Source organism: Corynebacterium sp. c25Ua_89, from assembly GCF_047459735.1.
GTDB classification, from domain to species: Bacteria; Actinomycetota; Actinomycetes; order Mycobacteriales; family Mycobacteriaceae; genus Corynebacterium; species Corynebacterium simulans.
In genome coordinates this window covers 494,343-519,695 of record NZ_JASBOD010000001.1, presented here as the reverse complement: position 1 = coordinate 519,695, position 25,353 = coordinate 494,343, and the positions used below count along the sequence as shown (strand labels likewise).

Below are 25,353 nucleotides of genomic sequence, written 5' to 3'. Positions count from 1 at the left end.
GCTACAGAGAAAAGCCGCCCGATCTGCCTGTTTCGGAGAAAAGGACAGTGGGCGGCTAAATTGTCAAATCGCGGGCTCTAGGCGATGACAGCACCGAGTGCGTAGCTCAGCAGAACAGCGACCACGATGGAGACCGTTCCTGGGATGAGGAATGGGTGGTTGAACACGGCCTTTCCGATGCGGGTGGAGCCGGTATCGTCCATCTCAACTGCGGCCAGCAAGGTTGGGTAGGTCGGGAGGATGAACAGAGCGGAAACGGCTGGGAATGCGGCCAGTGCGGTCAGCGGGCTTACGCCCAGGGCCAGTGCGGCTGGCAGCAGCGCCTTGGTGGTAGCAGCCTGGGAGTACAGCAGTGCGGCGGCGAAGAAAAGAACGACGGCCAGCATCCACGGAGCGGACTTGACGACGTCGCCCGCCATGGTCTGGATGTTGTCCATATAGTGGTTGATGAGCGTTGTGCCCAGCCAAGCGACGCCGAGAACACACATGGAAGCAGACATACCAGATTTGAATACCGGGGTGTTGAGGATGTCGGCGGCTGGAATCTTGGTGATCATGACGATGAGCGTTGCCGCGGTGAGCATGACCGTCATGATGGCCTCGTTGCGTGGCAGGGTCGGCTCGGTGATGAGGCCAACCTGCTCCGAGGTTAGCGTTGCCCAAATCATGACGATGATGATGGCAGCCAGGAAGATGTAGATGGAGGCCTTTGCGCCCTTTTGCGTGCTTTGGTCGGTGTGTCCCTTCGGCATTGCGACGAGGCCCTGTGCGAGGCGCTCCTGATAGACCGGATCGTCTTCTAGTTCCTTACCCGCGTGGTTTGCCAGCCAAGCAGCCGGGAAGATGCTGAGGAAGGTTGCTGGAATAAGAACGCCGAGCAGCTGGAGGTAACCGATGCCGGTTGGCTCCAGAAGCGAGGCCAGCAGGACCACAGCGGCGGAAATCGGCGAGGCACAGATTGCCATCTGGGAGGCTACAACGGCGATGGAAAGCGGACGCGATGGGCGGACCTTGCCTTCCTTTGCTACCTCGACGATGACGGGCAGCGTAGAGAATGCGGTGTGGCCAGTACCTGCTAGAACGGTCATCAGCCAGGTGACGATCGGTGCATAGTAGGTGATACGGCGCGGGTTCTTACGCAGGAAGCGCTCGGCCACCTGGACCAGGTAGTCCATACCGCCCGCGCGCTGCATGGCGGCGATGGCGGCAATAACGGTCATGATGATGCCGATGACGTCGAAAGGAATATCTTCACGGGTAACCGGCACGCCTGTTAGGCCCAGCAAGAGGACGCCGAGACCGCCAGCGACACCGATGCCGATTGAGCCAATGCGGGCACCTAAGTAAATCGCGGCGAGGACAATGAGGATATGGACTACAGCCATGGGAATCTCCACAAGGTCGAAAAATTAAATGGCTTCCTCAGCCGAAAATAAACGAGTCAGCCATGCTCTGTCCTCTCCATTGTCCCCCAAATCGTGTGGCTTTGGTTAATTAAAACGCCCGTTTGTGCTTGTTCCCACAAAATTAACCTATTGCATTACGGTTGGTTGATTGAAAACCAAAGAAATTCCTGCACAACAACAAAACGACGAAAGGCCATGTGGTAAAACCACATGGCCTAAAACCCGTACCTAATAGCTCGCGGGGGCGCTGATACATTTAGGGCTTAGGTCGGATTTAGTCCTCGTCGATGTAGAGCTGGCCGCGGAACTCTGGGTGCATCAGGTTCTCAACGGACAGAACCTTGGACAGGGTTGCCTCGTCCATAAGGCCCTTCTCCAGAACGAGTTCCTTGACGCCCTTGCCGGTCTTCAGGGACTCCTTAGCGATTTCGTCACCGTTGTGGTGACCGATGAACGGGTTCAGGTAGGTGACGATACCGATGGAGTTTTCAACGTATGCGCGGCAGACATCAGCGTTGGCGGTGATGCCGGTGACGCACTTCTCGCGCAGGGTGTCAACAGCGTTGCCCATGATACGGATGGACTGGAACAGTGCCTCACCGATGACCGGCTCCATGACGTTGAGCTGGAGCTGGCCAGCTTCAGCAGCCATGGTGACAACGTGGTCATTGCCGAAGATCTTGAAGCAGACCTGGTTGACAACCTCTGGGATAACCGGGTTGACCTTACCCGGCATGATGGAGGAACCAGCCTGGCGAGCAGGCAGGTTGATCTCGCCCAGGCCAGCGCGTGGGCCGGAAGCCAGCAGGCGCAGATCGTTACAGATCTTGGCCAACTTCATAGCGGTGCGCTTGATGACGGAGTGCAGCAGAACGTATGCGCCGCAGTCGGAGGTTGCTTCGATGAGGTCGCGAGCGGTCTTGATCTCCAGGCCAGTGACCTCGGATAGAGCTGCGGTGACCTGGTGGCGGTAGCCAGCTGGGGTGTTAACGCCGGTACCGATTGCGGTGGCACCGAGGTTGATCTCCAGCAGGCGCTTCTGAGCGTCGCGCAGTACAGCCTGCTCCTCAGCCAGGTTATGAGCGAATGCCTTGAACTCATCACCCAGGGTCATAGGAACAGCGTCCTGCAGCTGGGTGCGGCCCATCTTCAGGATGTCCTGGAACTCGTTGCCCTTGTCGTGGAAAGCGTTCTGCAGGGAATCGATACGCTCGATCAGGGTGTCCAGGGAGTAGTACAGACCCAGGCGGAAACCGGTTGGGTATGCGTCGTTGGTGGACTGGGACATGTTGACATCATCGTTCGGGTTGATGATGTCGTATGCGCCCTTTTCCTCGCCGAGGTACTCAAGAGCGAGGTTGGCAACAACCTCGTTGGTGTTCATATTTAGCGAGGTGCCCGCGCCGCCCTGGAAGACGTCGAGCGGGAATTGGTCCATGCAGCGACCCTCGTCCAGGATCTGGTCACATGCCCAGATGATTGCCTCTGCCTTCTGCTTAGGCAGAACGTGCAGACGACGGTTGGCCATTGCGGTGGCCTTCTTGACCATCACCATGCCGCGGATGAAGTCTGGAATGGTGTTGATAGTGACGTAGGAGATCTGGAAGTTGTCGATGGCGCGCAGGGTGTGGACACCGTAGTACGCGTCATTCGGGATCTCCATGGAGCCGAGAAGGTCGGTCTCGGTGCGAGACTTCTTAGAAGAAGACTTCTTAGCCTTGGCAGCGTCCTTGGCCTCGTTAGCAGAAGGTTTTACGCCCTCCTGCTTAGCGTCGATTTCTGCATCCTTCTTAGTGGTCTTAGCCATTTGGCGGGACTCCTTAAGTGGTCAATACTCGCTGAAAAATCCACGAGCATTTCGAACGATGATTGTTTGAGTAAACTCAATGCCCATCGTAACTAGAGCAGACATTCCGGCGTTCAATCTCCGCAAGATCTCTAAAATTTACCCCTAAAAGCGGGCGATCCGTAGCTCTGATGCCAGGATAGCTTCCGCTCCCAACGCCGAAAGGTGGTCCATAATTCGATTCGCATCCTGCCGTGGGACCATCGCGCGCACCGCTACCCAATTGTCCCTTGCGAGAGGGGCAACCGTGGGCCCGGTAAGCCCCGGTGTTACTGCCGAAGCCGCCTCCAAGTCTTCTTTGGCCACGTTGTAATCGAGCATCAAATAGTTACGCGCATTTAGGATGCCCTGGATGCGTTGGAGGACTACTTGCTCTTCATCGCTCAATCCCACGCCAGCGCGCTTGACGAGGACCGCCGTGGACTCGGTGATGGCTTCCCCAAACGGTGCAAGCCCCTGCTGACGCAGCGTCGCACCGGTAGAGACCACGTCTGCGATCGCATCGGCAACGCCTAAGTGGATGGAAATTTCCACCGCACCATCGAGGCGGATAACTTCAGCTTCAATCCCTCGCTGCCGCAGATCCGCGCGCACGAGATTGGGATAAGAAGTAGCGATCTTTTTGCCCTGCAGCTTCTCAATGGTCCAGTCTTCACCTTGGCGGGCGGCGTAGCGGAAAGTGGATGCGCCAAAGCCTAGATCTAGAACCTCGTTGAATGATGCGCGGGAGTCACGCGCGAGATCGCGGCCAGTAATGCCTAAGTCCAAGACGCCTTGGGCGACGTAGATGGCGATGTCTTTGGGGCGCAAAAAGAAAAACTCGACACCGTTAGCCTCGTCAACGATGTTGAGTGCCTTGGAGTGCCCGCGGCCTTTGTAGCCGGCTTCTGCCAAGATGCTAAGGGCAGCCTCGGACAATGATCCCTTGTTGGGAACGGCAACTTTAATCATCTTAAGGCTCCTTCCCTTTAGAGATACTTGTAGATATCTTCTGGCCTAAGGCCCCGCTTTAGCATCATGACCTGTAGCCAGTAGATAAGTTGCGACATTTCCTCGGCGAGCTCTTCGTCGGATTGATACTCGGCAGCAATCCAGACCTCACCGGCTTCCTCGATGATCTTCTTGCCAAGATGATGAGCGCCCTTATCGAATGCAGCCACGGTTCCAGAGCCCGTCGCACGGGCCTGAACCTTCTCGGACAATTCTGCAAAAAGGGACTCGAAATTCTTCACGGATTCTATTGTTGCATAGAAACTCGGCTCCGAGGGCTAAAATTGATAACTAAATAGATTTGGACGAATTAGAGCTGATCTCGCCAAACCACGCATAGACATCTGCCGCGTTAACGCCGTCTAAGTGACGCGCAGGCCGTAGCGTAGAAATTTCAGTTACTTCCGCTGGAACCTCTACCCTGTCATCCTCCGGTAGGCCAATGACGTGGCAGCCGGCGTCGACAGCCGCACGCATGCCCGCAGCAGAATCCTCAAAGACCAAGCAATCAGCGGGATGAAGATCGAGGCGACGTGCTGCCTCCAAGTACATATCGGGTGCAGGCTTTCCGGCTGGTACTTCGTCACCGCAGATTGTATCGACGAAGAATTCTTCGCCTATCTCCGGAATTGCCGAAGAAGCGACATAGCGCTCCGTATTCGTGGTGACCATCATCGGCACACCATCCGCATGCAGTTCACGCAGAAGTTCCGGGATACCTGGGAAGATTTCTAGGTTGCCGTGGAAGAGATTTTTGACGTAGTCAAAAGTAACCTCCTGGTAACGCTGATAGTCACCGGGCATAAGCTCGACTCCAGCCAACTCAGCGCAGACTGAAAGAGTCTTTTCAAAAGTGCCGCCAACCGTAGCAAGCCGCTCCTTCGGGGTCATTGAATGGCCCATAAGGCTAGACAGATGCAATGTGGCTTGGGTCCACAAGGGCTCAGAGTTGGTCAGCGTGCCGTCCATGTCCCAAAAGATGGCTGCGGGCCGTTTGGGTATAGCTTGACTGGATGCGGAACTTGCAGATTCGAAAGATGAGCTCATCAAAAGATAAGGGGGTTACGTTTAGAAGTCGAGCTCAGGCAGTTGTGCCAAGGCTTCGTCATCGGCGCCGGTGGCTGCGGAGGCATTGTAGATAAGCTCAGAGAGCTCTTCCTTTTCCTCCGGCTCCAAAACTGCATCCGCGTTCTTGCGGTTGAACGCAGCCAGCTTCTCTACTGACTTGTTCACGCTCGCGGCAAGAGATTGCCCGTCTGGATCATCAGGGAGTGCATCAAGATCGTCAAGAAGCTTTTCCACAATGGAACGCAGCTCTGGAAGAACGCCGGCGTCGAAGGGCGCCTCCCAGAATTCTTTCTCTTCTTCTTTGAGGTAGCTGCCGGTGGCAAAAGACTCGAGATTGCTGATGAACTCATCGACGGTGGGCTGAAAATCTGCGCGAATGCTCATGAAGTGAATTCTGCCTGATATTTCTTAAACGCGCACGCCAAGTAGCGAATAAAAAGCGGTACGCAGCAATTCGGCCGCCTGCTCGTCATCTGCGCCGCGCTCGCCCGCTGCCCACTCGTCGACAGCCTGAAAAGCTGCCGGCGTATCCAGGTCATTGGAAAGCGCGAGACGCATTGCGTCGACAAGCGCCTGTGCGGCCTCTACGCTGCCCGGATTCTCCAGAGCCTTACGCCAGTTTGCCAGGCGTTCGTTGGCCGCATGCAGAACCTCATCGGACCAATCGCGCTCGCTGCGGTAGTGGCCTGCGAAGACGCCCAGGCGAATGGCGGAGGGATCAACGCCCGCCTCAACCAGCTTGTGCACGAAAACGAGGTTGCCCAGAGACTTCGACATCTTGACGCCGTCGAGGCCAATCATGCCGGTGTGCACGTAAACCTGCGCCATACGCTCCACACCCAAGGCTGCCTCCGCATGCGCTGCTGAGAACTCGTGGTGTGGGAACTTAAGATCGCTGCCGCCGCCCTGGATATCAAACGAGGCGCCCAGGCGATTGGTGGCGATAGCAGAACACTCAATGTGCCAACCAGGTCGGCCCGGGCCAAATGGAGAATCCCATGCCGGCTCGCCTTCACGGTGAGCGCGCCAAATCAAGGCATCCAGCGGGTTGCGCTTTCCTGGACGCTCAGGGTCCCCACCGCGTTCGGCGAAGAACTCCTCCATCTCCGCTGCGGAGTAGTTGGACTCGTAGCCGAAGGCTTCCGTGGCTTCGATGGAAGCATAGACGTCGGGGAATTCGGGGTCGTCAACGATGTAGGCGGCGCCGGCATCGAGAAGCTTGCCCACCATCTCGGTGACCTCATCGATGGCTTCCATCGCGCCCACGTAATCCTGGGGTGGCAAAACAGAGAGCAGCTCCATATCGGAGCGGAAAAGATCAATCTGGGAGGTGCCGAGCTCACGCCAATCGACGCCGTCGCGCTCTGCACGCTCAAAGAGCGGGTCATCCACATCGGTGATGTTTTGGACGTAATGAACCTTGTAGCCGTTATCCAGGAGCTGGCGATAGGCCAGGTCAAAGGTCAAATATGTTGCCGCGTGGCCCAGGTGGGTCGAATCATAGGGAGTAATACCGCACACGTACATGGTGGCGGTGTCCCCCGTTACCTCTACCTTCCGGATCTGCTGATCCGCGGAGTCGTAGAGATGGAGTGCGTGGGGTTTCCCTGGAACTAATTCAACATGGGGTTCAGGCCAAGAATGCATGCGGCCTATCGTAGCGCCCTTTTCATGCCTAATGCACTTTGTGCAGCATTAGGCATCAGGCAGGACTCAGGCAGGGCTAATGGCCAGTTATGAGAAAGCTGGCCTAAGGCTGAAGGTAGCCGAAAGCGATGAGCGCCATGATGATAATGCCCACTGGGATGCGGTATGCGGCAAACCATTCGAAGGAATGGTTGCCCACGAACTTCAGCAGCCATGCAATGGAGGCATAGCCAATCGCAAAGGCGATGAGGGTGCCCACCAGCAGCTGCGCGCCGGTTGCGGACTGGCCGACAGTCGGGCCGAAGGCATCCCCCAAAGAAAACAACCCGGACGCCAGCACGGCTGGGATTGCGAGCAAGAAGCTAAAACGAGTTGCTACCTCGCGGTCGAGGCCCAAGAAGAGACCACCAGAGATCGTACCGCCGGAACGAGAAACGCCAGGCACCAGCGCCAAGCACTGGCATAGGCCCATGACGATGGCATCCTTCATGTTCAATTCTTCGAAGCCGCGCTCTTTTTTGCCGGTGCGCTCAGCCGCGATGAAGACAAAAGAGAAAAGGATGAGCATCGCAGCGGTAATCCACAGGTTGCGCAGATTGTCACGGATGAAATCCTTGCCCAGCACACCCAAGATGCCAATCGGAATGGAACCGACAATGACCATCCAGCCCATTCGATAGTCTTGACCGCGCTTTTCCTTATTGAAAAGACCGGAAAACCAGCCTTTAAGGATCTGCCAAATCATTCCGGCGAAGTAGACCAATACGGCTGCTTCCGTACCAAGCTGAATCACGGCAGTAAAGGAAGCACCAGCGTCTTGGCCCCAAAAAAGCTCGGAGACGATCCGCAGGTGGCCGGAAGAGCTAACCGGCAGAAACTCGGTGAGGCCTTGGACAATGGATAGGACGATGACCTGAAGCCAGGACATTGCGTCTGTTGCTGCTGCAGTATTCACTTGGGTGAGCATACATAGTCTGGCGCGCTTCGGGATCTACCCACGCTGGCTGCTAGGATAAACAACCGTGAAACCACTGGCCAGAACAAAGATATTGATGCCACTGACGCTTCTTGCAAGCGCCCTAGCACTTAGTGCATGCCAGCCGGAGGTAGGCGTTGGCGGTGATCCAGATTCAGCCCTGAAGGTAAACGCCACGCCTGCTCCTACCTCCAACGATGGGGTAAAGCCTGCAGGCAAGGTCGCGAAATTTGCGGAGAAGGTAACGGACCTCGCGGCCCACGGCAATACCATCGCCGTCCGCACCAAGGACGCACTCTACGTCGGTCAGCAGAGCGAGTTCCTCGGCGGCGACGCAAAGAAGATAGACATCGACGAAAAGTGCGGCGATTTGAACGCCTCTGAGCAGGGCTTCGTACTTGCTTGCGGCGATAAGGTCTATCTCATTGACCCAACCAAGCCCGATGCCCCGACCGAGGTAGCCATGGAGGAAGAAGGTCCGGTCACCGTCGCCACGCAACTTTCTAGCGGCGAGATCTTCGCAGGCTCCATGGACTCGCGCACGGTTGGCATCTATGAGGACGGCAAGCGCGACCGCGACATTGAGGTCGAGGAAGGCTCCGATCAGCTCCTGGCTGTGCCTAACGACGCCGGTGCCGACAACGTCGTGCGCATCCTGCGCGCTGATTCCACGATCCAGAACATCGATTGGCAAAACGATCGCGCCGGCGGCCGCCTTCGCGCAGGTCAAGGCATCGGCCAGATCTCTGTTGGTGACGGCGCCCTCGTCCTCGCCTCCGATACCTCTGGCGAGCGTCTTGCGGTATATACCGCCGACGACGTAATCCGTCTGCACCAATACGGCAACGTCGACGGCTCGCCATGGGGCGTGGCATGGGACCCACAGCGCCAGCTGGCATGGGTTACGACCACCGACAACGGCAAGGCACATGCCTTTTCCATCGCCTCGGGCGTCCCAGAGAACAAAGGTAGTGTTGACACGGTCGCAGATGCTCAAAATATCGCCGTGCTTGACGACGCCACCGTGGTCACCGCCTCTGCGAGTGGCAGCGGCATCCAGTTTATTTCCGAACCGAATCTGAAGTAAGGGCCCTTTAAAACCATGCAAGAAACTCGCGTCGACGCACTGCGCAAAAACGCCTATCAATTAGCGCTCAAAGGCATGTTTAAGCTCGCGCCCGAGCGCATTCACCTCATTATGATGGGCGCTTTATCCGGCTTGCAGAAAGCACCCCTGCTGCACCGCGGCCTACACAAGGTGGTGCCAGTCAATGATTCAGTACTGGAGCAAGAGGTATTCGGTGTAAAGTTCCCGCGCCCGCTGGGACTTGCAGCTGGTTTTGATAAGAATGCCGCAGCCGCCGATACTTGGTCTGCTGTTGGCTTTGGCTATGCGGAACTGGGCACCGTCACGGCAAAGGCGCAACCGGGAAACCCTGCCCCACGCCTTTTCCGCTTGAAGGCGGATCGCGCAATCTTAAACCGCATGGGCTTTAACAACGAGGGCGCAGCCGCTGCAGCCCGCAACCTGCGGGCACGTCGGACTTCCGACGTCATCGGCATCAACATTGGCAAGACTAAAGTCACCCCTGCCGAAGAAGCGGTCCAGGACTACCGCCAGTCAGCTTCGGTTTTGGGCGACCTAGCTGACTACCTCGTAGTTAACGTCTCCTCGCCAAACACCCCGGGCTTGCGTGACCTCCAAGCCGTTGAGTCCCTGCGCCCGATCATGGCCGCTGTGCAGGAATCCACCAGCTCTCCAGTCCTGGTCAAGATCGCTCCAGATCTCTCTGACGAGGACGTTGACGCCGTTGCCGATATGGCGGTCGAGCTGGGCCTTGCGGGCATCGTGGCCACCAACACCACTATTTCACGGGAGGGACTCAAGACCCCCGCCGACGAGGTTACTGCAATGGGCGCTGGTGGAATTTCGGGCGCACCGGTTGCGGCGCGCTCCTTGGAGGTCCTCCACCGCCTCCACGCACGGGTGGGTGACAAGCTTGTACTCATCTCCGTTGGTGGCATCGAAACCCCGGAGCAGGCGTGGGAGCGCATTGCTGCAGGAGCCAGCCTCCTGCAGGGCTACACGGGCCTGATTTACGGCGGCCCGGACTGGATTCGCGATATTCACCGCGGCATCGCCGAGCAAATTCGTGCTCACGGCCTTCGCAGCATCTCTGAGGCTGTAGGCTCCGGCCTTCCTTGGAAGTAGAAAGCTGCCAAGACAAAACCACGAAACGCCCGTCCCACCACCTCAACCTACAAGGTGGTGGGACGGGCGTTTTAACACGTCTTTAACGAGCCTTAGGTGGTCTCGTACCAACCCCAAGTGATCGCACGCCCCAGGGCGTGGAAATGAAGATTAAAGCCTAGGACAGTCGGCGTGGATTCTGGGTCGATGTCGAGCTTTTCCACATCTACCGCATGCACTACGTAGAGGTAACGGTGCGGGGCATGCTCTGCGGGCGGATTCGGGCCGTAGTAGGTCTTCTTGCCGGAATCCCCGCGCAAGCTAACCACGCCTTCGATGCCTAGGTCCTCAGCCGAACCTGCGCCGGTTGGAAGTTCTGTAACGGTGGCTGGGATGTTAAAGGCCGCCCAGTGCCAGAAACCCGATGCCGTAGGCGCGTCTGGGTCGAAGCAGGTAACCGCATAGGATTTCGTGCCTGCGGGCGCACCGCTCCACTTCAGCTGTGGAGAGACATCAGAGGGAGCGCGGAAACGCTCAGCGATCTCCTCGCCCTCTACAATGTCTGCGGAGGCCAGCTCGAAGCTCGGCAGATCCTTTAGCGGCGCATACGGATCGTGGCCGGGGAAACGGGAATCTTGTGCATATGAAGTCATATTTCAGTTGTACCTGAGGCCACACCATGCTGTCGATGAGTCTGGCATCTCAATTGGCAGGCCCCACGCCATACCGCAGGCATAACTGCCAACTTACAACGATGTACTTATACGCGCTTTAAAGACCTCAAAACTAGGCCATTTTCCGCCACTACCTGCTGATTTGTTTAATCTACGCGTTTCGCGCTACAGTATTCGAGTGCCCAGCCGAGAGGCTGAAAACACCCAGCCCGGGTGGCGGAATGGCAGACGCGCTAGCTTGAGGTGCTAGTGTCCTATTAACGGACGTGGGGGTTCAAGTCCCCCCTCGGGCACAAATCGAAAGTCTCGGGACATCGTTCACACGGTGGCCCGAGACTTTTTCCGTATTATCTATTGCCCTCCCTGCCTCGAGCTAAGATGAGGGCAATTATCCACATGGTAAAACAAGGCGCACAACTCTCGCCTGCCTCGGAAGCGCGACCGCTGCCAAGGTAGCCGCCTAGACCACAGCCTCAGAACCCTTAAGCTTTTTCGCTTTACGGCGTTCGATGAAGTACTTGATAATGATAGGTAGTACCGAAAGGAAGATGATGAGCAACATGATCTTCTCAATCGAGTCCGCGATACCCGGAATATTGCCTAGGAAGACGCCCACCAGATTCATCGACACTACCCACGCGATGGCGCCAGAGACATTCCACCCCACGAAGTTCTTATAAGGCATCTTCGCTGTACCAGCGGCAACCGGGATGTAGGTACGAACAATCGGTACGAAGCGGCCGAGCACAAGCGCAACCGGGCCATGCTTGGCAAAGAATTCTTCTGCCGCGACGAGGTGCTCAGTCTTCAAGATGCGTGCATCATCTTTGAATAGGCGGCGGCCGAAGCGATGGCCCAGGTAGTAACCAACTTGATCGCCCAGCACTGCAGCCACAATACCCACGCCGAGAAGCGTCCAGATATTCACGTGCAGCTGGTCGCGCAAGATCGCCGCTGTAACCAGCAGCGAGTCACCCGGCAGGAACGGGAACAAAACGCCCGACTCAATGAATACAACGACGGCAATGCCGGCGATTACCCATGGCCCAAATGATTCCAATAGGGTCGCAGCGTCCATGTAGGACAAAAGGTTAGAAATTGCGTCCACTCGATACTCCAAAAAATTCTTAAAGCGCCTCAACCAAAAGGAGGCGCAGGTGATTGCATTTAAGTATCTCCCCTGTCTTGCCACTTAGTACAGCTCGACATGGCCTTTCACGGCAAATTGTCGCGATCGACACAGCATACGTTCAGCCACCGCGATTCCACATCCAAAGATTGGCCCACTACTGTTTTATCCATGACTCGACTTCTTGGATGGCTGCGTAGCTTGGGCGGCTTCGCAAAAGACGTCTGTGCCTCTGCAGTCGCCGCCGTGCAAGGTTGGTCAGCCACGCGATGGTTGGTCGTCCTCACTACGGCCATTTGCCTAGGCGTTGCCGCAGCGCTTGTCGATGTCCCCGACATCACCGCCCTTCGCTCCTGGGCCGAGAATATGGGCACCTGGTTCATCATCGCCTTCTTTCTAGGTTATGTCATATTTACGCAGTTTCCGCTGCCCCGCACCTTTTGGACCGTGGCTGCCGGCATCCTCTTCGGCCCTTGGCTCGGTCTTAGCATCTCTCTTGCGGCATTGACTGCATCTGCAGTGCTTTCGCTTTTCATCGTTCGTCTTCTCCTCGGCGACTGGATTCGCCCGCACTTAACCCACCCTGCGGTCTTCAAAATCAACACGAGGTTAGAAAGGCGCGGGTGGCTTGCCATCGCAAGCTTGCGAATGGTGGCAGGCGTGCCCTTTTCCCTCCTCAATTATGTCGCCGCGCTCACCCCTATCCCAGTCGGCCAATTCACCGTGGCCACACTTGTGGGCTCCATTCCCACTACCGCCATCGGCGTATTCTTCGGTGATACCCTGACCGGCCAATCCGAGCCTTGGATCTTCGTCGCCATCGCCGTCCTCGCGGCCATAGGCGTCGCAGGCTTGGTTCTCGACGCCAAGTTGCCGATGCGCCCCTAGTTAAACCCTCAAACGCCATGAAAGCCAAAGACCAGCGAGTCAAGTTTCATCTATAGACTTTATGGGCGCTATGCTGATTAGCACTTCGCTTTGAATATTCTTCGCCCCTAGGAGGAACAATGCTCGCTGTACACGCACGTTATCGCGGCCGTTCGGTACGCCGCGCGGAACTGGTGCAGCGATCCGCCACCGCCCTTTCCACGCTCGACGGAGTCGGTGAGTTCCACGTTCTGGGTGTCGAGGACATCTGCGCGGTGGCGCACTCTGCGTCCTCCGTGTGTGACGTTGTCATGGCGCTGCTTGCCGACGGTGACTGGGCCATCGGCATCGGCGTATCCCCCGGAGCAAGCGGCGACGAAGACGCTGCCCGCCAGGTGGCCACTGCCGCGCTGAAAGGCTCGGCGCGCGCGGGCCAGGTATACGCCAAGATCAGCAAGCGAGGGCGCGCTTCGGAAGCTAACGATATCGCCGCCACCTTTGCCTTGCTTGGATTCGTGCTCCACAAGCGCACGATTGAGGGCCGCGAGGCAACCTCGCTAGTGCGCGCTGGCCTAAATCAGAATGAGGCAGCCGAGGAACTCGGCATCTCCAAGCAGGCAATGTCGCAGCGTCTGCAGGCCGCTGGTTGGGCCGCCGAGATGGCGGGTTGGCAGCTGGCGGTCAACATCATTGAACGCGCCGATACCCTTTAATATCCGAGGTCAGCTTTCGAAAGCTCGGGCGTGGTCACGAAATCGACCAGCCTTTCCACCGCTCCAATCAGCGTCGGATCTAAATCCCGGAACGTTTTGACGGCGGTATAAACTCGGCTCCAGCCTTCCTTCGGGTCAGACCAACCCACGCGCTTAGCGATTCCCGTCTTCCAATCCTCACCGTATGGCACCTCCGGCCATTCGCGAAGACCTAAACGCTCGGGCTTTACTGCCGCCCAAATATCGATAAAAGGATGGCCCGTTACCAGCACGTGCTCGCCCACACTCTGGGTAAGGCGGGTTTCCTTAGAACCTTCGACTAGATGGTCTGCCAGAACGCCGACGCGCCTGCCGGGGCCAGGCTGGAACTCAGCGAGACGTTCTTCCAAGTTGTCTAGACCCTCCAGGTATTCCACGACGACGCCCTCAACGCGCAGGTCATGACCCCAGACCTTCTCCACAATCGCGGCGTCGTGAATGCCCTCAACCCAGATGCGCGAGGGTGCCGCAACCTTTGCTTCAACATTGGCCACCCGCCGCGAACCGGAGTTGGACTTCTGCGGGGCCTGCTTTTCGACGTAGCGCGTCAGGGTGACCGGCTGCCCCTCCAGCAGGAAGCCACCTTCCACCAAGTTGAAAACACGCTCATTTCCGTAACGATCCTCGAGGCGGACTACTTGACCAAACACGGTCTTGTCCACGCCCATCACTGCGCCGACAAAGTCATCGCCACGTACCTCAACAACCATTCCAGGTTCTGCTGGAACCTTTGGGTACTCCTTCTTCTGTGCGCGCTTATGGCCTGCAAAGATGTCGCCGCCGTATGGATCGATACTCATGGGCCAAAAGTCTATCTACTAAACTTTACCGTCATGGATATGCGCGCCGAGGTTTGGTCTCCTTTACAAAACACCGCAGTCTGGCTGGGCGCCTGGCTGTGGGGACACGAATCCACGGACGATCTCTTGGATGCGATGCAGGAGCTCGGTGGGTTGCAGGTGATGGAGGATGAAGCACCCTTTGTGGATTTGCTAGCTTACCTGCGGGCAGAAACTTCCGAGATTGTGCAAAACGGCGAGCGCGAACCTGTGCTGCGTCTTGTCCTTTCCGGGCCGGGCGAGTCCCCGTTATTGCCGGCAGGCTCGAAGTCTTGGAAGGCGGCGGCCGCAAGCGATGCGGGCGCAATCGTTGTGCGCACCAATAATCGCATCCGTCACTTAGTGCTCGTGCCCCACTATGGAAACTCCAGTACCACTTGGCGCGTGTTCGAGGAGGAACTGCCCTTGCCTGCACCTGCGTGGCTGAGCCCGGGCGAGGCTGACGAGCTGCTCAGCAAGGCAACCAACCAAGCCGCACTACTCATCGAAGCTGCGGGCTATAAATCGGATGCTTTGCATAATCCACGGTTAACCGTAGGCAGTCTCAGTGATTTTTATGACACTCCGGGACTTCCACGATCCGTATTACCGCGGGCCGCAAAGCTTTTCGCCCGTGCAGACCGCGTGGGCGCAATTATCGAAACCGTGACGGAAAGAATGAACGATCACAGCCTCGATCATCACCTTTTAGGGCTGTGGCGACATATCCGTCAAGCGCGTATGGCGGGCGTTGCACACGCGCTTTCGGATTTCAGCCGCTAAGCGCCATTATTTACGCAGCGACCAAATATCGCAGCAGCCCTCAGCACAGGGGTCGCCGTTAGTAGTACAGCCTTGAACGGTGACGTTGCCAAGGCTCTCCCACTGCTTATCGTGCTCGAGCTCCTCGATAAGATCCACGATCATCGATGCAAAGGAATCGGTCGGGCCAGCGGTACGGGTACGTTCAACGAGCACGCCCATCTCATCGGCCGCTTTTTTAAGTTCCGTATCAAGGTCCCATACAACCTCCATATGATCGGAGATGAAGCCGATCGGGCAAACGACGACCGCCTCAACGCCATCCTTGTCATGAATTTCGGTGGTGTGGTCGACGATATCGGGCTCGAGCCATGGGGTCTTTGGGTTGCCGGAGCGCGACTGCCAGACCAAGTCATAGTCAGCTACACCTGCGGCTTCTGCCACGAGACGGGAGGCTTCGGCGACCTGGCGGGAGTAGATATTTTTATCGCCTTCGCCGCCACAGACGTTATCGTGCGCGGTAGGTACGGAGTGCGCAGTAAAGAGCATGCGTGCCTGCTTGCCCTCGGGGATCTTGGCATAGGCATCCTTTACCGCCTGTGTCATCTCTGCGATGAACTTCGGGTGATCGTAGAACTGACGGATCTTGGTGAACTCAATCTCAGGCAGGCCTTTTTCCGCGAGATGCTCGCGCAGCTGGCGAATATCCTCGTCGTACTGGCGGCAGGCAGAGTAACCGCCCCACGCAGAGGTTGCGAGAACGGCGGCGTTACGCACGCCGTCGGCAGCCATCTGCTCCACTGTCTCGGTGCCGAATGGGTGCCAACTACGGTTACCGAAGTAGACAGGTAGATTATGTCCGCGTTTTTTCAGCTCCTGCTCGACGTGGTCGATGATTTCGCGGTTGAGCTTGTTTAGCGGGCTTACGCCGCCGAAATGGAAATAGTGCTCGCCCACTACCTCAAGGCGCTCACGTGGAATGCCGCGCCCGCGGGTAACGTTCTCCAAAAACGGAACGACCTCCTCGTTTCCTTCCGGGCCACCGAAAGAAAGAACGAGGAGGGCGTCGTAATTGCGGGCAAGCTGTTGTGCGTCAGTCATACCGCAATTTTACCAACCAAAGGTTGGGGCTTAGAGGAGGCGCACGACATTAGGCGTCATTCCAGACCAACGGACTGGAGAAATCTGAACGTTAGATCCAGACTGAGGGGCCTCAATCATAGTGCCGTCGCCAAGATAGATAGCTACGTGCTCGCTTGCGCCGGGCCCGTAGAAGATAAGGTCGCCGCGCTGCATCTCGCTAGCTGGGACCTGAGTACCCTTCTGGTACTGGTAGCCGGTGTAGTGCGGCAAGGAGATGCCGGCACCGGCAAAGGCGTACATCGTAAGGCCAGAGCAGTCGAACCCGACCTTGTTGTAGTCGCCGAAGGAGTCAGCCACGCCGCCGTCGCGGATGCCCTTGGTGGGGCCGTTCGCGTTGCCACCGCCCCATGCATAGGGCATGCCGATCTGGGACTTTGCGCGGGCAATGACCGCTTCAATCTTCGCGCTGCGGTCGGCATCGCCAAGCGCGTTCGTTGCTTCTTCCGTGACATCATCCGTGGTGTCCAACTCGCCCAGGACGTCAGAGACCTCATTGGTCAATTCATCATCCTCGGTGTTGCTGGTGGTGCTGCCGCCCTGGAGTGCTGCGAGCTGCGAGGAACCCTGCGCCAGCGAGTCCAGTTCCTCCTGTGTCAAGCCCGTATGATTTGGTTGGGCCGCACCAACAATCGCGGCAGCCGCACCGATTGCGGTGCCCGCGAGCGCCAGCGTCGAGGAGTCGACGGAAGAACCCTGCATGCCGAAACCTTCGGAGGAAAGCTTTTGCACGTTCGGATCCGAAGACAGCTCCTGGGCCGCCTCCGCTGCCTTCTGGACGTCGCTCGCGCTAAGCTGCGAGCCAGACTTATCCGCACGGAAGTCCCGGGTTACGGAATCCGGCTCGCCGCCCTGCATCATCGAATCAGACTCGGTAGCAGATGTAGATGACTCCGCCGCGGAAGCGCCAGAAGCAGTCGCCGCTTCGCCACCGTTGGCATTAGCATTCGCAGAAGCGCTTTCCGACGCCGACTGCGTTGCGCCCGCAGCAGTGCTTGCCGCCGCGTTAGCGGTGTTGGATGCGGACGCGTCCTGCTCAGTGGAAGCCGCCGCGGACTCCTGGGAGCCTGCCGCCGGCGCCTGCGAAGTAGCCGCGCTATCGGTCTGAGCTTCCTTCTTTGTCAAGTCATTTGACTTGACGTTTGAATCAGGCGCTTCAGTCTTAGATCCTTTTGAATCTAGCCCCTTGGCTTGATTTAGCACATCTTGCACCTGGGAGCGCTGCTTTAGCAAGCTCTCGCGCTCGGAGGAAAACTCGGCCACGTTCGACTGGCTTTCTTCCAGGGTTTGACGCGCTTGAGCCTCAGCCTCGGTAGCTTTCTCCTCGCGCAGCTGTGCCAACTCCTGGGTCTTGCGAAGCTGCGATTCCTTGTTCGCCTTCTCGGTGCGCTCTCGCTCCAACCGATCCAAAACCGCCTGCTGATCCTTAGCTTGCGTATGCAGATAGGTCTGGCGCTCCAGCATGTCGCCGCGCGCATCATTTCCCGCAGCCGTGGAGACGGCGTCAGAAGTATTGGCACGGCGGTAAGCAGTACGCGAAAGCTCATTGAGCTTCTTCTGAGCCTTTTCGACTTCCGACTGTGCAGAATCGAGTTCATCACGCGCCGCAGTGGTGCCACGGCGAGCCTGAGCGGCTTCCGTACGCGCGTCCTGGAGGTCGACCAAGGCACGGTTTACTGCCTCACGTCGCATTCCAATTTCTCCCTCGAGCTTCGCAATCTGCTCTTCAATGGTGGCAATGGCGCCAGCAAGGTCAGCGACAGATGCATCTTCCGAGGAAAGCAAGGACTGGATGTTGACCGGTTCTTCCGCCTGGGCGGCAACCGGAGCAAGGGTGGAAACGGTAGATAGCGTCGCGGTGGTTGCGACGGTGGCTAGCAGCGTCTTCAGACGCCGGGAGCCGTACTTAAAGATGGTGGCCACGAGAAGTATCTCCTAGACACCCACACTTCGCCGAATCGTTTCACTGCATGCAAAAGCCCATCCCTACACAATCGGCCTCAATCAGCCCAGCCAAACCCGATGGCAGCTACGAGAGCCCTCACCTTCGACCAGCGAGGTAGACATCGAGCATCTACCTCGGCACAAGATACAGATGTGCCTGTCAGAGAACTGGCTGGCAGAAAGCTAGCGGGTTTGCACTGTTGATTTAGATATAGGAATGCCCGGGGCTTAACTTAAGCCAGCTTAAAAGCGCATGGCTTAACTAGCGCACCCCTTTAAACTCTTTTGCCTAACCGCACAATGGCAAAAGCTAGGGGCACGTTACCCGGCACCAGGCCGCCTGGAATAGGTGCAGATATACGCGTTAGATACGTACACCGCCCTGACAGTACGACCTTTAGGCAGGTTGTGCCTACGGTGAAAATGCGTGACGTTTATGCGCCAATTACGGGCGCGGGAGAAGCAATGCTTTGTTGAACTCGCGTCTTAACCCCCGTATGAACCGCTCTAAAATCCGTGGCCTGCTGACGCCGCAATACCGTTGCGCTTGCGCGCGACCGGGAGGGCGGAAAGCAAAATCCACGAACCTTGAACGGGCCGCACGAAGCTAGCCCTACGAGTAACTCGCTATGCGGATCGCATTGCCATCCCCTCACCGAGAACCCGCAGTAGCTTCTCGCCCAGAAGGCTGAAGTTGCACCGGCACCCGGTGAGGCGACGACAAGACCATCCGGCTTGCTTGTCCCCAATCGGAATGTGGGTGTGTCAATTCTTAAAAAATTCGAACACTGGAATCGGCTTCAACGAATCGTTCTTGGGGTGCCAGGTGTGTTCGAAATAAGCCAGCGCTGCTTTACGACGCCGCCGCCTCTGACACACAACAGAGTTAAAGGCTCGCGCCTTAATGCATTGTGCGTCAGGGCTTCAAACAATTAGGCCCCATCCCATCTGCTCATCGTGAGCCAGGCGGCGAACCTCAATCCCGCGATTTCCACTCGTGGCGTGCTTCCCCACATACCCGTGTGTCATCTCGATTGAGAGTCAAGGCTTGGCCCATGAACGTATGGAACAAGAGTCAACCCGTGAGTCGATATTCGAACCATACGTCACCGACACACCGTCGCGCACACTTTTCTCAAAGTTCACTCCAGTCAAGTCGCGCCACATGACGTTACAAAGGCATCCAACCTGCAATGATTTTGTTACCGTCTCGTGATTGTGCGCTTCGTCACACTACTGGCGAAATCTCCATACAAACCCCCTTTTGCAGCCCCTCCCCCACCGCTTGTCAAGCCAGGGTGGTTGACTAAATCCCCTACCCCGCTCTTGGAATTTGGCACTCGATAGCTCAATTTCGACGGCCGTCGGCACCCAGATGCCCATAATCTCACAGCCGCCAGATGGGCATGGATTGGTTTCCGCTTTAACTAAAGGGCGCAAAATGATCGCCTCGCCCAGCGTTAAATGGGAGGCAAATTCCCAACGGATTGAGGTCTGAATCCGCGCGAGATCGATGACTCGGGTGTAGCCAGATCGGCAAATTTGATGGCCAACTTTCGGGTTGATGGCAACCGCGCGGTTACCCTCATACGGCACCCGGTGACCTCAACGGTTCACCCAGGTTCTGGGGATAGTTTTTCGAACAAACCTAATTCTAAGAGTTTCCAAAACGCTGAAAACGAGAGAAATCTTCGAGCTTCGGTTGAACCGAGTCTCGGCGGGCAATCGTCCCGCCGTTGGGCCTAGCCCATTTTCCCGGAACGCGTTTCACGCTTTGATGCGGACCTGAAAGCTATCCAAGCAACGGCGAGTGCGAGCACCATCATCAAGGCGGTGAGAATCACCGAATGGACGTCAAACCGATCTATGCCGTCATAAAAGCGTTCAAGGAGTTCAACCTGATCGATGCCCCTAGGAATCTGGCGTTGCACTGCTTCGAGTTCCGCACGCGTCAGCGAGCCACTCACGGCAGAGACATGCGAAGGCACTTGAACAATGACGGTGTCTAATCCCGTGGCATTTTGAAGATCGACGGCAAGGTTGCGGCTTTCTGCCGCAGTGGCGGTGTAGTCATCCACAACAGCAACGCCATGGCCGGCATGCAACGCCGCAGAAATGGAGTCCTGGACGGATTGATCGTGGGCCAGGTCCGTATTAGTAAAGGCGGAGCCATCCGCGCGTAACTGCGCGGCGAGGTCAGCGATATCAATCACCGGAGACTCAGTACTTTCCACACTCATTGCTCCCCTCCTCCACTTCGGTTGCTAATGCTGCCTTGCCGTAACCCACCCTATAAATAGCAACCCATGGGCACCCGTGAGCGAGCAGCTTCGATTCATAAAGTATCGCTGCCATCATCGGGATCGCCTATGTGACGCGCGGAACTTTCCAAAAAGATGAAACAGAACGCTCGTACTATTATAGTTGACACGGTCGTCGGTCGAAACCATTAGACTGGTTTCCGAACCTTCGCGTTCTTCTTGTTTCCAGCACCTTAGCCTTAGAAGCAAGCGCCTTATTCCTCATATATATAAACAAGGAAAGTGGCGGCTTACTTTTAAGGCGGTAGAGCTGGAAACCATGAACTTTTGTTCTAACAAACAAGGAATGGAGCTCCCTGTGACTGAAAGCCTAAACTCCTTCGGTGCCAAGAAGACTCTTGACGTCAACGGCAAGTCCTATGACTACTTTGACATCAACGCAGTCGCTGGCCTGGAGAAGCTGCCTTACTCCCTGAAGGTGCTTGCTGAGAACCAGCTGCGCTACGAGGACGGCAAGAATGTAACCAAGGATCACATCAACGCACTTGCTAACTGGGATCCGTCCGCTGAGCCGGACACCGAGATCCAGTTCACTCCGGCACGTGTTCTGATGCAGGACTTCACCGGTGTTCCGTGTGTAGTCGACCTCGCCACCATGCGTGAGGCAATCTCCGCTCTGGGCGGCAAGCCAGAGCAGGTTAACCCGCTGAACCCGGCAGAGATGGTCATCGACCACTCCGTTATCGTTGAGGCCTTCGGTTCCGCAGAAGCGCTCGAGAAGAACGTTGAAATTGAGTACGAGCGCAACCAGGAGCGCTACCAGTTCCTGCGTTGGGGTGCTGAGAACTTCTCCAACTTCCGCGTTGTCCCACCGGGAACCGGCATTGTCCACCAGGTCAACATCGAGTACCTGTCCCGCGTCGTCTTCGACAACGACGGTGTCGCATACCCAGATACCTGTATCGGTACCGACTCCCACACCACCATGGAAAACGGCCTGGGCATCCTGGGCTGGGGTGTTGGCGGCATCGAGGCTGAGGCTGCAATGCTCGGCCAGCCGGTCTCCATGCTTATCCCGCGCGTTGTCGGCTTCAAGCTGACCGGCGAGATCCCAGTCGGCGTTACTGCAACCGACGTCGTTCTAACCATCACCGAGATGCTCCGCGAACACGGTGTTGTCCAGAAGTTCGTTGAGTTCTACGGCAATGGCGTTAAGTCCATTCCGCTGGCTAACCGCGCCACCATCGGCAACATGTCCCCAGAGTTCGGCTCCACCGCCGCAATCTTCCCGATTGACGAGGAAACCATCAAGTACCTCGAGCTCACCGGTCGCCCAATGGAGCAGATCGAGCGCGTCGAGGCTTACGCAAAGGCACAGGGCATGTGGCTCGAGCAGGACGCTCCAGAAGCAGAGTACTCCGAGTACCTCGAGCTGGACCTGTCCACCGTTGTTCCTTCCATCGCTGGTCCGAAGCGCCCACAGGATCGCATCCTGCTGTCCGAGGCTAAGGAGCAGTTCCGTAAGGATCTGCCTACCTACGCAACTGGCGACGTCGTCGTTGACGAGTCCTCCCTTGAGGCAAAGCGCATGACCTCCGAGGGCGACGCTGACGAGTCCTTCGTTGACGTCACCGGCGGTCTGAACAACTCCCGTGAGGGTCACGGCGAGTCCGCAGCTAAGGGTGGCTCCGGCCGTCAGTCCAACCCAGTTACCGTCACCTCCCCTAACGGCGGCGAGTACACCCTGGACCACGGCATGGTTGCAATCGCTTCTATCACCTCTTGCACCAACACCTCTAACCCATCCGTCATGGTTGGCGCTGGCCTCATCGCCCGCAAGGCTGCTGAAAAGGGCCTGACCTCCAAGCCATGGGTTAAGACCATCTGTGCACCGGGTTCCCAGGTTGTTGACGGTTACTTCCAGCGTGCAGACCTCTGGAAGGACCTTGAAGCTCTGGGCTTCTACCTCTCCGGCTTCGGCTGCACCTCCTGTATCGGCAACTCCGGTCCGCTGCCGGAGGAGATCTCCGCTGCCATCAACGAGCATGACTTGGCTGCAACCGCAGTCCTGTCCGGTAACCGTAACTTCGAGGGACGTATCTCCCCGGACGTCAAGATGAACTACTTGGCTTCCCCAATCATGGTTATCGCTTATGCTATTGCCGGCACCATGGACTTCGACTTCGACACCCAGGCTCTGGGTCAGGATCAGGACGGCAATGATGTCTTCCTGAAGGACATCTGGCCTTCCTCCGAGGAGATCGAGGACACCATCCAGAAGGCAATCTCCCGCGAGCTCTACGAGGCTGACTACGCTGACGTCTTCAAGGGCGACGATGCATGGCGCTCCCTCGATGTGCCAGAGGGCGAGACCTTCGACTGGAACGACGACTCCACCTACATCCGCAAGGCACCGTACTTCGACGGCATGCCGGCAGAGCCGACCCCAGTCGAGGACATCAAGGGCGCTCGCGTTCTTGCCAAGCTGGGCGATTCCGTCACCACCGACCACATCTCCCCTGCTTCCTCCATTAAGCCGGGCACCCCTGCTGCTCAGTACCTGGATGAAAACGGCGTTGAGCGTCAGGACTACAACTCCCTCGGTTCCCGTCGTGGTAACCACGAGGTCATGATGCGTGGTACCTTCGCCAACATCCGTCTGCAGAACCAGCTGGTCGACGTTGCTGGTGGCTACACCCGCGACTTCACCCAGGAAGGCGCACCGCAGTCCTTCATCTTCGACGCTTGCGAGAACTACAAGGCAGCTGGCATTCCGCTGGTTGTTATCGCTGGCAAGGAGTACGGCACCGGTTCTTCCCGTGACTGGGCTGCTAAGGGCACCAACCTGCTTGGTGTCAAGGCTGTCATTACCGAGTCCTTCGAGCGTATTCACCGCTCCAACCTCATCGGTATGGGCGTTATCCCGCTGCAGTTCCCGGAGGGCGAGTCCCACGAGTCCCTCGGCCTGGATGGCACCGAGACCTTCGACATCGAAGGCATCTCTGCTCTCAACGAGGGTGGCATCCCGAAGTCGGTTCACGTGACCGCTACCAAGGAGTCTGGCGAGACCGTCGAGTTCGACGCTAAGGTCCGCATCGATACCCCGGGTGAAGCCGACTACTACCGCCACGGCGGCATCCTGCAGTACGTGCTGCGCCAGATGGTTAAGGCTTAAGGTCTTCACACCATCTAATTCCTAGGTAAAACCCTAGGTAGAGCGGGGACCGCAAGATAACTTGCGGTCCCCCTTTTAGACTTGACCGGGGAATCCAAGCTCCGGTTAGAACTAAATATTTCTAACTTGCAATCTAGAAGAAACGGATTTTCTATGCCCATCGTGAGTGATGCTGAGCTCAACCGACGTCGACATGACATCCTCGTCGGTGCACGCAAGTGTTTTGCCGAGCATGGCTACGAGGGAGCCACTGTCCGCCTTCTAGAAGAGGCCACGGGCAAGTCCCGCGGCGCCATCTTCCACCACTTCGGCGACAAAGAGTCATTGTTCTTGGCGCTGGCGCGTGAAGACGCTGCCCGCCAAGCGGAGGTCGTTGCGAATAACGGCTTGGTCGAAGTAATGAGTGAGATGCTCCGCCACCCAGAGCGCCACGATTGGCTGGCTACTCGGTTGGAGATCTCATCACTGCTGCGGACCGATCCTTCGTTCCGCGCGCGGTGGGTGGACCAACAATCGGTGCTTTCCGACGCAGTCCGTGCCCGCCTACAGTCCAACGCTGAGGAAGGTCGCATGCGCGACGACGTCAGCGTGGACACGTTGGTGCTCTACCTCGAGACCTTCATGGATGGCTTCATCTCCCGCCTAGCTCTCGGTGACCACGCTGGTCTTAGCGCTGTGCTAGACCTCGTAGAGCAAACCATCCGTAAAGATAAAGCGGGTGCCTAGCCGGCTTAAATACTGCTGACTGGATTCTCGCCATCGATGAAAGCCAACGGGCTAGCCGGAAGGCTCTCGCGACCAACAACTTCAGTAATCACCTCGGCAACCAGCTCACGGCTAGTCTGGCCGTGAGGATTCGTATCCTCGATTACCTCGATGCCGCCCGCTGGCTCTTCCGTAAGCGCAGATGGGCCGAGGATGACATAGTTCAGTTCAGAAGAATTCAGGCGGTTGTCTACTGCCTTCTTCGACTCAACGTAGGCGTACCAAGACTCATCATTGGGATCGGTCTCGTTGTGCGTTGCGCCAACGTAGGAGATCATCACGTAATCAGGTACCTTTTTGCCCTCTGCTTTGAGCAGCTCCAGGGCGTCGATAGTTGCCATTGCGCCATCGCGATCTACAGCCCAGGTAAGGTCCGCGCCGCCACGGCCGCCGTTACCGGCACCCCACACCACGGCGTCGAAGTCCGCGAAAAGCTCAGCCCATTCTTGGGCGCTGGTTTTTGTGATGTCCTTCAGCACTGCGGTAGCGCCTAGGTTTTCGATCTCTTCCACTTGGGACTCGGAGCGGATCAGCGAATGAACGCTGTGGCCCGCTTTGACCATCTTCGGGGTGGCAAGCAGACCGACCTTTCCGTGTCCGCCAATGTAAAGTACTTTCTTTTTCGTCAAAGTCATGGCCCCACCGTACGTGAAAGGCGATAGAATTTAATCCATGATTGCCATCATGACTGTTACCGGTGCGGATAGCACCGGAATTATCGCTTCTGTTACAACCAGTCTCGCTGAACTTGGAGTCAACATCGTGGACGTCTCCCAGACCTTGATGTCTGGCTTCTTCACGATGATTCTGCGCGTGGAATTCGATGAATCGCAGGTTACGATTCAGCAGATTCAGGAGGCCATGAACAAGGTGGGTGAAGACATCAACCAGTCCATCCGCGTTCAATCCGAGGCGCTGTTTACAGCAATGAACGAGATCTAA

The 25,353-nt window shown here is 57.2% G+C and carries 23 protein-coding genes and 1 tRNA gene; 9 read left to right on the top strand and 15 right to left on the bottom strand.

The annotated features are described in order from the left end of the window. Window positions 1–77: 77 nt before the first annotated feature. The 8 genes from QKB66_RS02440 to QKB66_RS02405 all read right to left on the bottom strand — a co-directional run bounded on the left by QKB66_RS02440 (window position 78) and on the right by QKB66_RS02405 (window position 7,885). A complete protein-coding gene (locus tag QKB66_RS02440; RefSeq protein WP_414252611.1) occupies window positions 78–1,385 on the bottom strand; it encodes an anaerobic C4-dicarboxylate transporter in 1,308 nt (435 codons plus the stop codon). Between the two features lie 295 nt (window positions 1,386–1,680). Next, window positions 1,681–3,213 (bottom strand): aspartate ammonia-lyase, encoded by a 1,533-nt coding sequence (gene aspA / locus QKB66_RS02435; protein WP_061922458.1) that lies wholly within the window; start codon window positions 3,211–3,213, stop codon window positions 1,681–1,683. 144 nt (window positions 3,214–3,357) lie between these two features. After that, window positions 3,358–4,203, bottom strand: coding sequence for an ATP phosphoribosyltransferase (gene hisG, locus QKB66_RS02430; protein ID WP_248090244.1), 846 nt, complete (start codon window positions 4,201–4,203; stop codon window positions 3,358–3,360). 17 nt (window positions 4,204–4,220) lie between these two features. Next, window positions 4,221–4,484 carry a phosphoribosyl-ATP diphosphatase gene (locus QKB66_RS02425; protein WP_248090247.1) on the bottom strand — a complete coding sequence of 88 codons (264 nt, stop codon included), beginning with the start codon at window positions 4,482–4,484 and terminating at the stop codon, window positions 4,221–4,223. 49 nt (window positions 4,485–4,533) lie between these two features. Continuing rightward, window positions 4,534–5,289 carry an HAD family hydrolase gene (locus QKB66_RS02420; protein ID WP_414252610.1) on the bottom strand — a complete coding sequence of 252 codons (756 nt, stop codon included), beginning with the start codon at window positions 5,287–5,289 and terminating at the stop codon, window positions 4,534–4,536. Window positions 5,290–5,310: 21 nt separating this feature from the next. Further along, the gene (locus tag QKB66_RS02415) at window positions 5,311–5,694 is read right to left on the bottom strand and encodes a hypothetical protein (protein ID WP_062035040.1); all 384 of its coding nucleotides are present in this window, start codon (window positions 5,692–5,694) and stop codon (window positions 5,311–5,313) included. A 24-nt stretch (window positions 5,695–5,718) separates the two neighbouring features. Next, the gene (gene mshC / locus QKB66_RS02410) at window positions 5,719–6,957 is read right to left on the bottom strand and encodes a cysteine--1-D-myo-inosityl 2-amino-2-deoxy-alpha-D-glucopyranoside ligase (protein ID WP_414252609.1); all 1,239 of its coding nucleotides are present in this window, start codon (window positions 6,955–6,957) and stop codon (window positions 5,719–5,721) included. Window positions 6,958–7,060: 103 nt separating this feature from the next. Beyond that, on the bottom strand, window positions 7,061–7,885 hold the full coding sequence (locus tag QKB66_RS02405) for an undecaprenyl-diphosphate phosphatase (protein ID WP_248091251.1): 825 nt from the start codon (window positions 7,883–7,885) through the stop codon (window positions 7,061–7,063). Between the two features lie 124 nt (window positions 7,886–8,009). On the opposite strand from QKB66_RS02405, the gene QKB66_RS02400 reads away from it, so the two are divergent. Both QKB66_RS02400 and QKB66_RS02395 read left to right on the top strand, forming a co-directional pair. Continuing rightward, window positions 8,010–9,020: a hypothetical protein gene (locus QKB66_RS02400; RefSeq protein ID WP_414252608.1), complete on the top strand. Its 1,011-nt coding sequence runs from the start codon at window positions 8,010–8,012 to the stop codon at window positions 9,018–9,020. A 15-nt stretch (window positions 9,021–9,035) separates the two neighbouring features. Further along, window positions 9,036–10,145: a quinone-dependent dihydroorotate dehydrogenase gene (locus QKB66_RS02395; protein WP_414252607.1), complete on the top strand. Its 1,110-nt coding sequence runs from the start codon at window positions 9,036–9,038 to the stop codon at window positions 10,143–10,145. 92 nt (window positions 10,146–10,237) lie between these two features. Here the strand turns inward: QKB66_RS02395 and QKB66_RS02390 are convergent, their stop codons facing one another. Beyond that, window positions 10,238–10,777 carry a YbhB/YbcL family Raf kinase inhibitor-like protein gene (locus tag QKB66_RS02390; RefSeq protein WP_248090262.1) on the bottom strand — a complete coding sequence of 180 codons (540 nt, stop codon included), beginning with the start codon at window positions 10,775–10,777 and terminating at the stop codon, window positions 10,238–10,240. A 228-nt stretch (window positions 10,778–11,005) separates the two neighbouring features. On the opposite strand from QKB66_RS02390, the gene QKB66_RS02385 reads away from it, so the two are divergent. Next, window positions 11,006–11,091, top strand: a tRNA-Leu gene (locus tag QKB66_RS02385). A 167-nt stretch (window positions 11,092–11,258) separates the two neighbouring features. Here QKB66_RS02385 and QKB66_RS02380 read toward each other — a convergent pair. Then, a complete protein-coding gene (locus QKB66_RS02380; RefSeq protein ID WP_248091254.1) occupies window positions 11,259–11,876 on the bottom strand; it encodes a DedA family protein in 618 nt (205 codons plus the stop codon). 222 nt (window positions 11,877–12,098) lie between these two features. On the opposite strand from QKB66_RS02380, the gene QKB66_RS02375 reads away from it, so the two are divergent. Then, window positions 12,099–12,815, top strand: a complete 717-nt coding sequence (locus tag QKB66_RS02375; RefSeq protein ID WP_248090264.1) for a TVP38/TMEM64 family protein — start codon at window positions 12,099–12,101, stop codon at window positions 12,813–12,815. A gap of 119 nt (window positions 12,816–12,934) precedes the next feature. Further along, the gene (locus QKB66_RS02370; protein WP_062035052.1) at window positions 12,935–13,507 is read left to right on the top strand and encodes a hypothetical protein; all 573 of its coding nucleotides are present in this window, start codon (window positions 12,935–12,937) and stop codon (window positions 13,505–13,507) included. Here QKB66_RS02370 and QKB66_RS02365 read toward each other — a convergent pair. Next, window positions 13,504–14,346: a DUF3097 domain-containing protein gene (locus QKB66_RS02365; protein WP_248090267.1), complete on the bottom strand. Its 843-nt coding sequence runs from the start codon at window positions 14,344–14,346 to the stop codon at window positions 13,504–13,506. The two genes, QKB66_RS02370 and QKB66_RS02365, sit on opposite strands and share 4 nt — an antisense overlap. A gap of 33 nt (window positions 14,347–14,379) precedes the next feature. Here QKB66_RS02365 and QKB66_RS02360 point away from each other — a divergent pair, with 33 nt between their 5' ends. Next, a complete protein-coding gene (locus QKB66_RS02360) occupies window positions 14,380–15,147 on the top strand; it encodes a hypothetical protein (RefSeq protein WP_414252606.1) in 768 nt (255 codons plus the stop codon). Between the two features lie 6 nt (window positions 15,148–15,153). Here the strand turns inward: QKB66_RS02360 and QKB66_RS02355 are convergent, their stop codons facing one another. The 3 genes from QKB66_RS02355 to QKB66_RS02345 form a co-directional block, all read right to left on the bottom strand. After that, a complete protein-coding gene (locus QKB66_RS02355; protein ID WP_414252605.1) occupies window positions 15,154–16,227 on the bottom strand; it encodes a ferrochelatase in 1,074 nt (357 codons plus the stop codon). A 30-nt stretch (window positions 16,228–16,257) separates the two neighbouring features. Next, window positions 16,258–18,189, bottom strand: a complete 1,932-nt coding sequence (locus tag QKB66_RS02350) for a DIP1281 family NlpC/P60 protein (protein ID WP_414252604.1) — start codon at window positions 18,187–18,189, stop codon at window positions 16,258–16,260. 1,763 nt (window positions 18,190–19,952) lie between these two features. Then, window positions 19,953–20,450 (bottom strand): DUF6676 family protein, encoded by a 498-nt coding sequence (locus QKB66_RS02345; protein ID WP_414252603.1) that lies wholly within the window; start codon window positions 20,448–20,450, stop codon window positions 19,953–19,955. Window positions 20,451–20,829: 379 nt separating this feature from the next. Here QKB66_RS02345 and can point away from each other — a divergent pair, with 379 nt between their 5' ends. Together can and QKB66_RS02335 are read left to right on the top strand one after the other, a co-directional pair. Continuing rightward, on the top strand, window positions 20,830–23,646 hold the full coding sequence (gene can, locus QKB66_RS02340) for an aconitate hydratase (RefSeq protein WP_248090282.1): 2,817 nt from the start codon (window positions 20,830–20,832) through the stop codon (window positions 23,644–23,646). A 153-nt stretch (window positions 23,647–23,799) separates the two neighbouring features. Then, window positions 23,800–24,372, top strand: a complete 573-nt coding sequence (locus QKB66_RS02335; RefSeq protein WP_062035063.1) for a TetR/AcrR family transcriptional regulator — start codon at window positions 23,800–23,802, stop codon at window positions 24,370–24,372. Between the two features lie 5 nt (window positions 24,373–24,377). Here QKB66_RS02335 and QKB66_RS02330 read toward each other — a convergent pair whose 3' ends face one another. Next, window positions 24,378–25,046 carry an NAD(P)-binding oxidoreductase gene (locus QKB66_RS02330; protein ID WP_248090285.1) on the bottom strand — a complete coding sequence of 223 codons (669 nt, stop codon included), beginning with the start codon at window positions 25,044–25,046 and terminating at the stop codon, window positions 24,378–24,380. 37 nt (window positions 25,047–25,083) lie between these two features. Between QKB66_RS02330 and QKB66_RS02325 the strand changes: the two genes are divergently transcribed. Beyond that, window positions 25,084–25,353 carry an ACT domain-containing protein gene (locus tag QKB66_RS02325; RefSeq protein ID WP_062035067.1) on the top strand — a complete coding sequence of 90 codons (270 nt, stop codon included), beginning with the start codon at window positions 25,084–25,086 and terminating at the stop codon, window positions 25,351–25,353.

Coding starts and splice junctions, on each gene's coding strand:
- QKB66_RS02440 (WP_414252611.1), bottom strand. CDS start 1,385: ATGGCTGTAGTCCATATCCTCATTGTCCTCGCCGCGATTTACTTAGGT.
- aspA (WP_061922458.1), bottom strand. CDS start 3,213: ATGGCTAAGACCACTAAGAAGGATGCAGAAATCGACGCTAAGCAGGAG.
- hisG (WP_248090244.1), bottom strand. CDS start 4,203: ATGATTAAAGTTGCCGTTCCCAACAAGGGATCATTGTCCGAGGCTGCC.
- QKB66_RS02420 (WP_414252610.1), bottom strand. CDS start 5,289: ATGAGCTCATCTTTCGAATCTGCAAGTTCCGCATCCAGTCAAGCTATA.
- QKB66_RS02415 (WP_062035040.1), bottom strand. CDS start 5,694: ATGAGCATTCGCGCAGATTTTCAGCCCACCGTCGATGAGTTCATCAGC.
- mshC (WP_414252609.1), bottom strand. CDS start 6,957: ATGCATTCTTGGCCTGAACCCCATGTTGAATTAGTTCCAGGGAAACCC.
- QKB66_RS02405 (WP_248091251.1), bottom strand. CDS start 7,885: ATGTCCTGGCTTCAGGTCATCGTCCTATCCATTGTCCAAGGCCTCACC.
- QKB66_RS02400 (WP_414252608.1), top strand. CDS start 8,010: ATGCCACTGACGCTTCTTGCAAGCGCCCTAGCACTTAGTGCATGCCAG.
- QKB66_RS02395 (WP_414252607.1), top strand. CDS start 9,036: ATGCAAGAAACTCGCGTCGACGCACTGCGCAAAAACGCCTATCAATTA.
- QKB66_RS02390 (WP_248090262.1), bottom strand. CDS start 10,777: ATGACTTCATATGCACAAGATTCCCGTTTCCCCGGCCACGATCCGTAT.
- QKB66_RS02380 (WP_248091254.1), bottom strand. CDS start 11,876: ATGGACGCTGCGACCCTATTGGAATCATTTGGGCCATGGGTAATCGCC.
- QKB66_RS02375 (WP_248090264.1), top strand. CDS start 12,099: ATGACTCGACTTCTTGGATGGCTGCGTAGCTTGGGCGGCTTCGCAAAA.
- QKB66_RS02370 (WP_062035052.1), top strand. CDS start 12,935: ATGCTCGCTGTACACGCACGTTATCGCGGCCGTTCGGTACGCCGCGCG.
- QKB66_RS02365 (WP_248090267.1), bottom strand. CDS start 14,346: ATGAGTATCGATCCATACGGCGGCGACATCTTTGCAGGCCATAAGCGC.
- QKB66_RS02360 (WP_414252606.1), top strand. CDS start 14,380: ATGGATATGCGCGCCGAGGTTTGGTCTCCTTTACAAAACACCGCAGTC.
- QKB66_RS02355 (WP_414252605.1), bottom strand. CDS start 16,227: ATGACTGACGCACAACAGCTTGCCCGCAATTACGACGCCCTCCTCGTT.
- QKB66_RS02345 (WP_414252603.1), bottom strand. CDS start 20,450: ATGAGTGTGGAAAGTACTGAGTCTCCGGTGATTGATATCGCTGACCTC.
- QKB66_RS02335 (WP_062035063.1), top strand. CDS start 23,800: ATGCCCATCGTGAGTGATGCTGAGCTCAACCGACGTCGACATGACATC.
- QKB66_RS02330 (WP_248090285.1), bottom strand. CDS start 25,046: ATGACTTTGACGAAAAAGAAAGTACTTTACATTGGCGGACACGGAAAG.
- QKB66_RS02325 (WP_062035067.1), top strand. CDS start 25,084: ATGATTGCCATCATGACTGTTACCGGTGCGGATAGCACCGGAATTATC.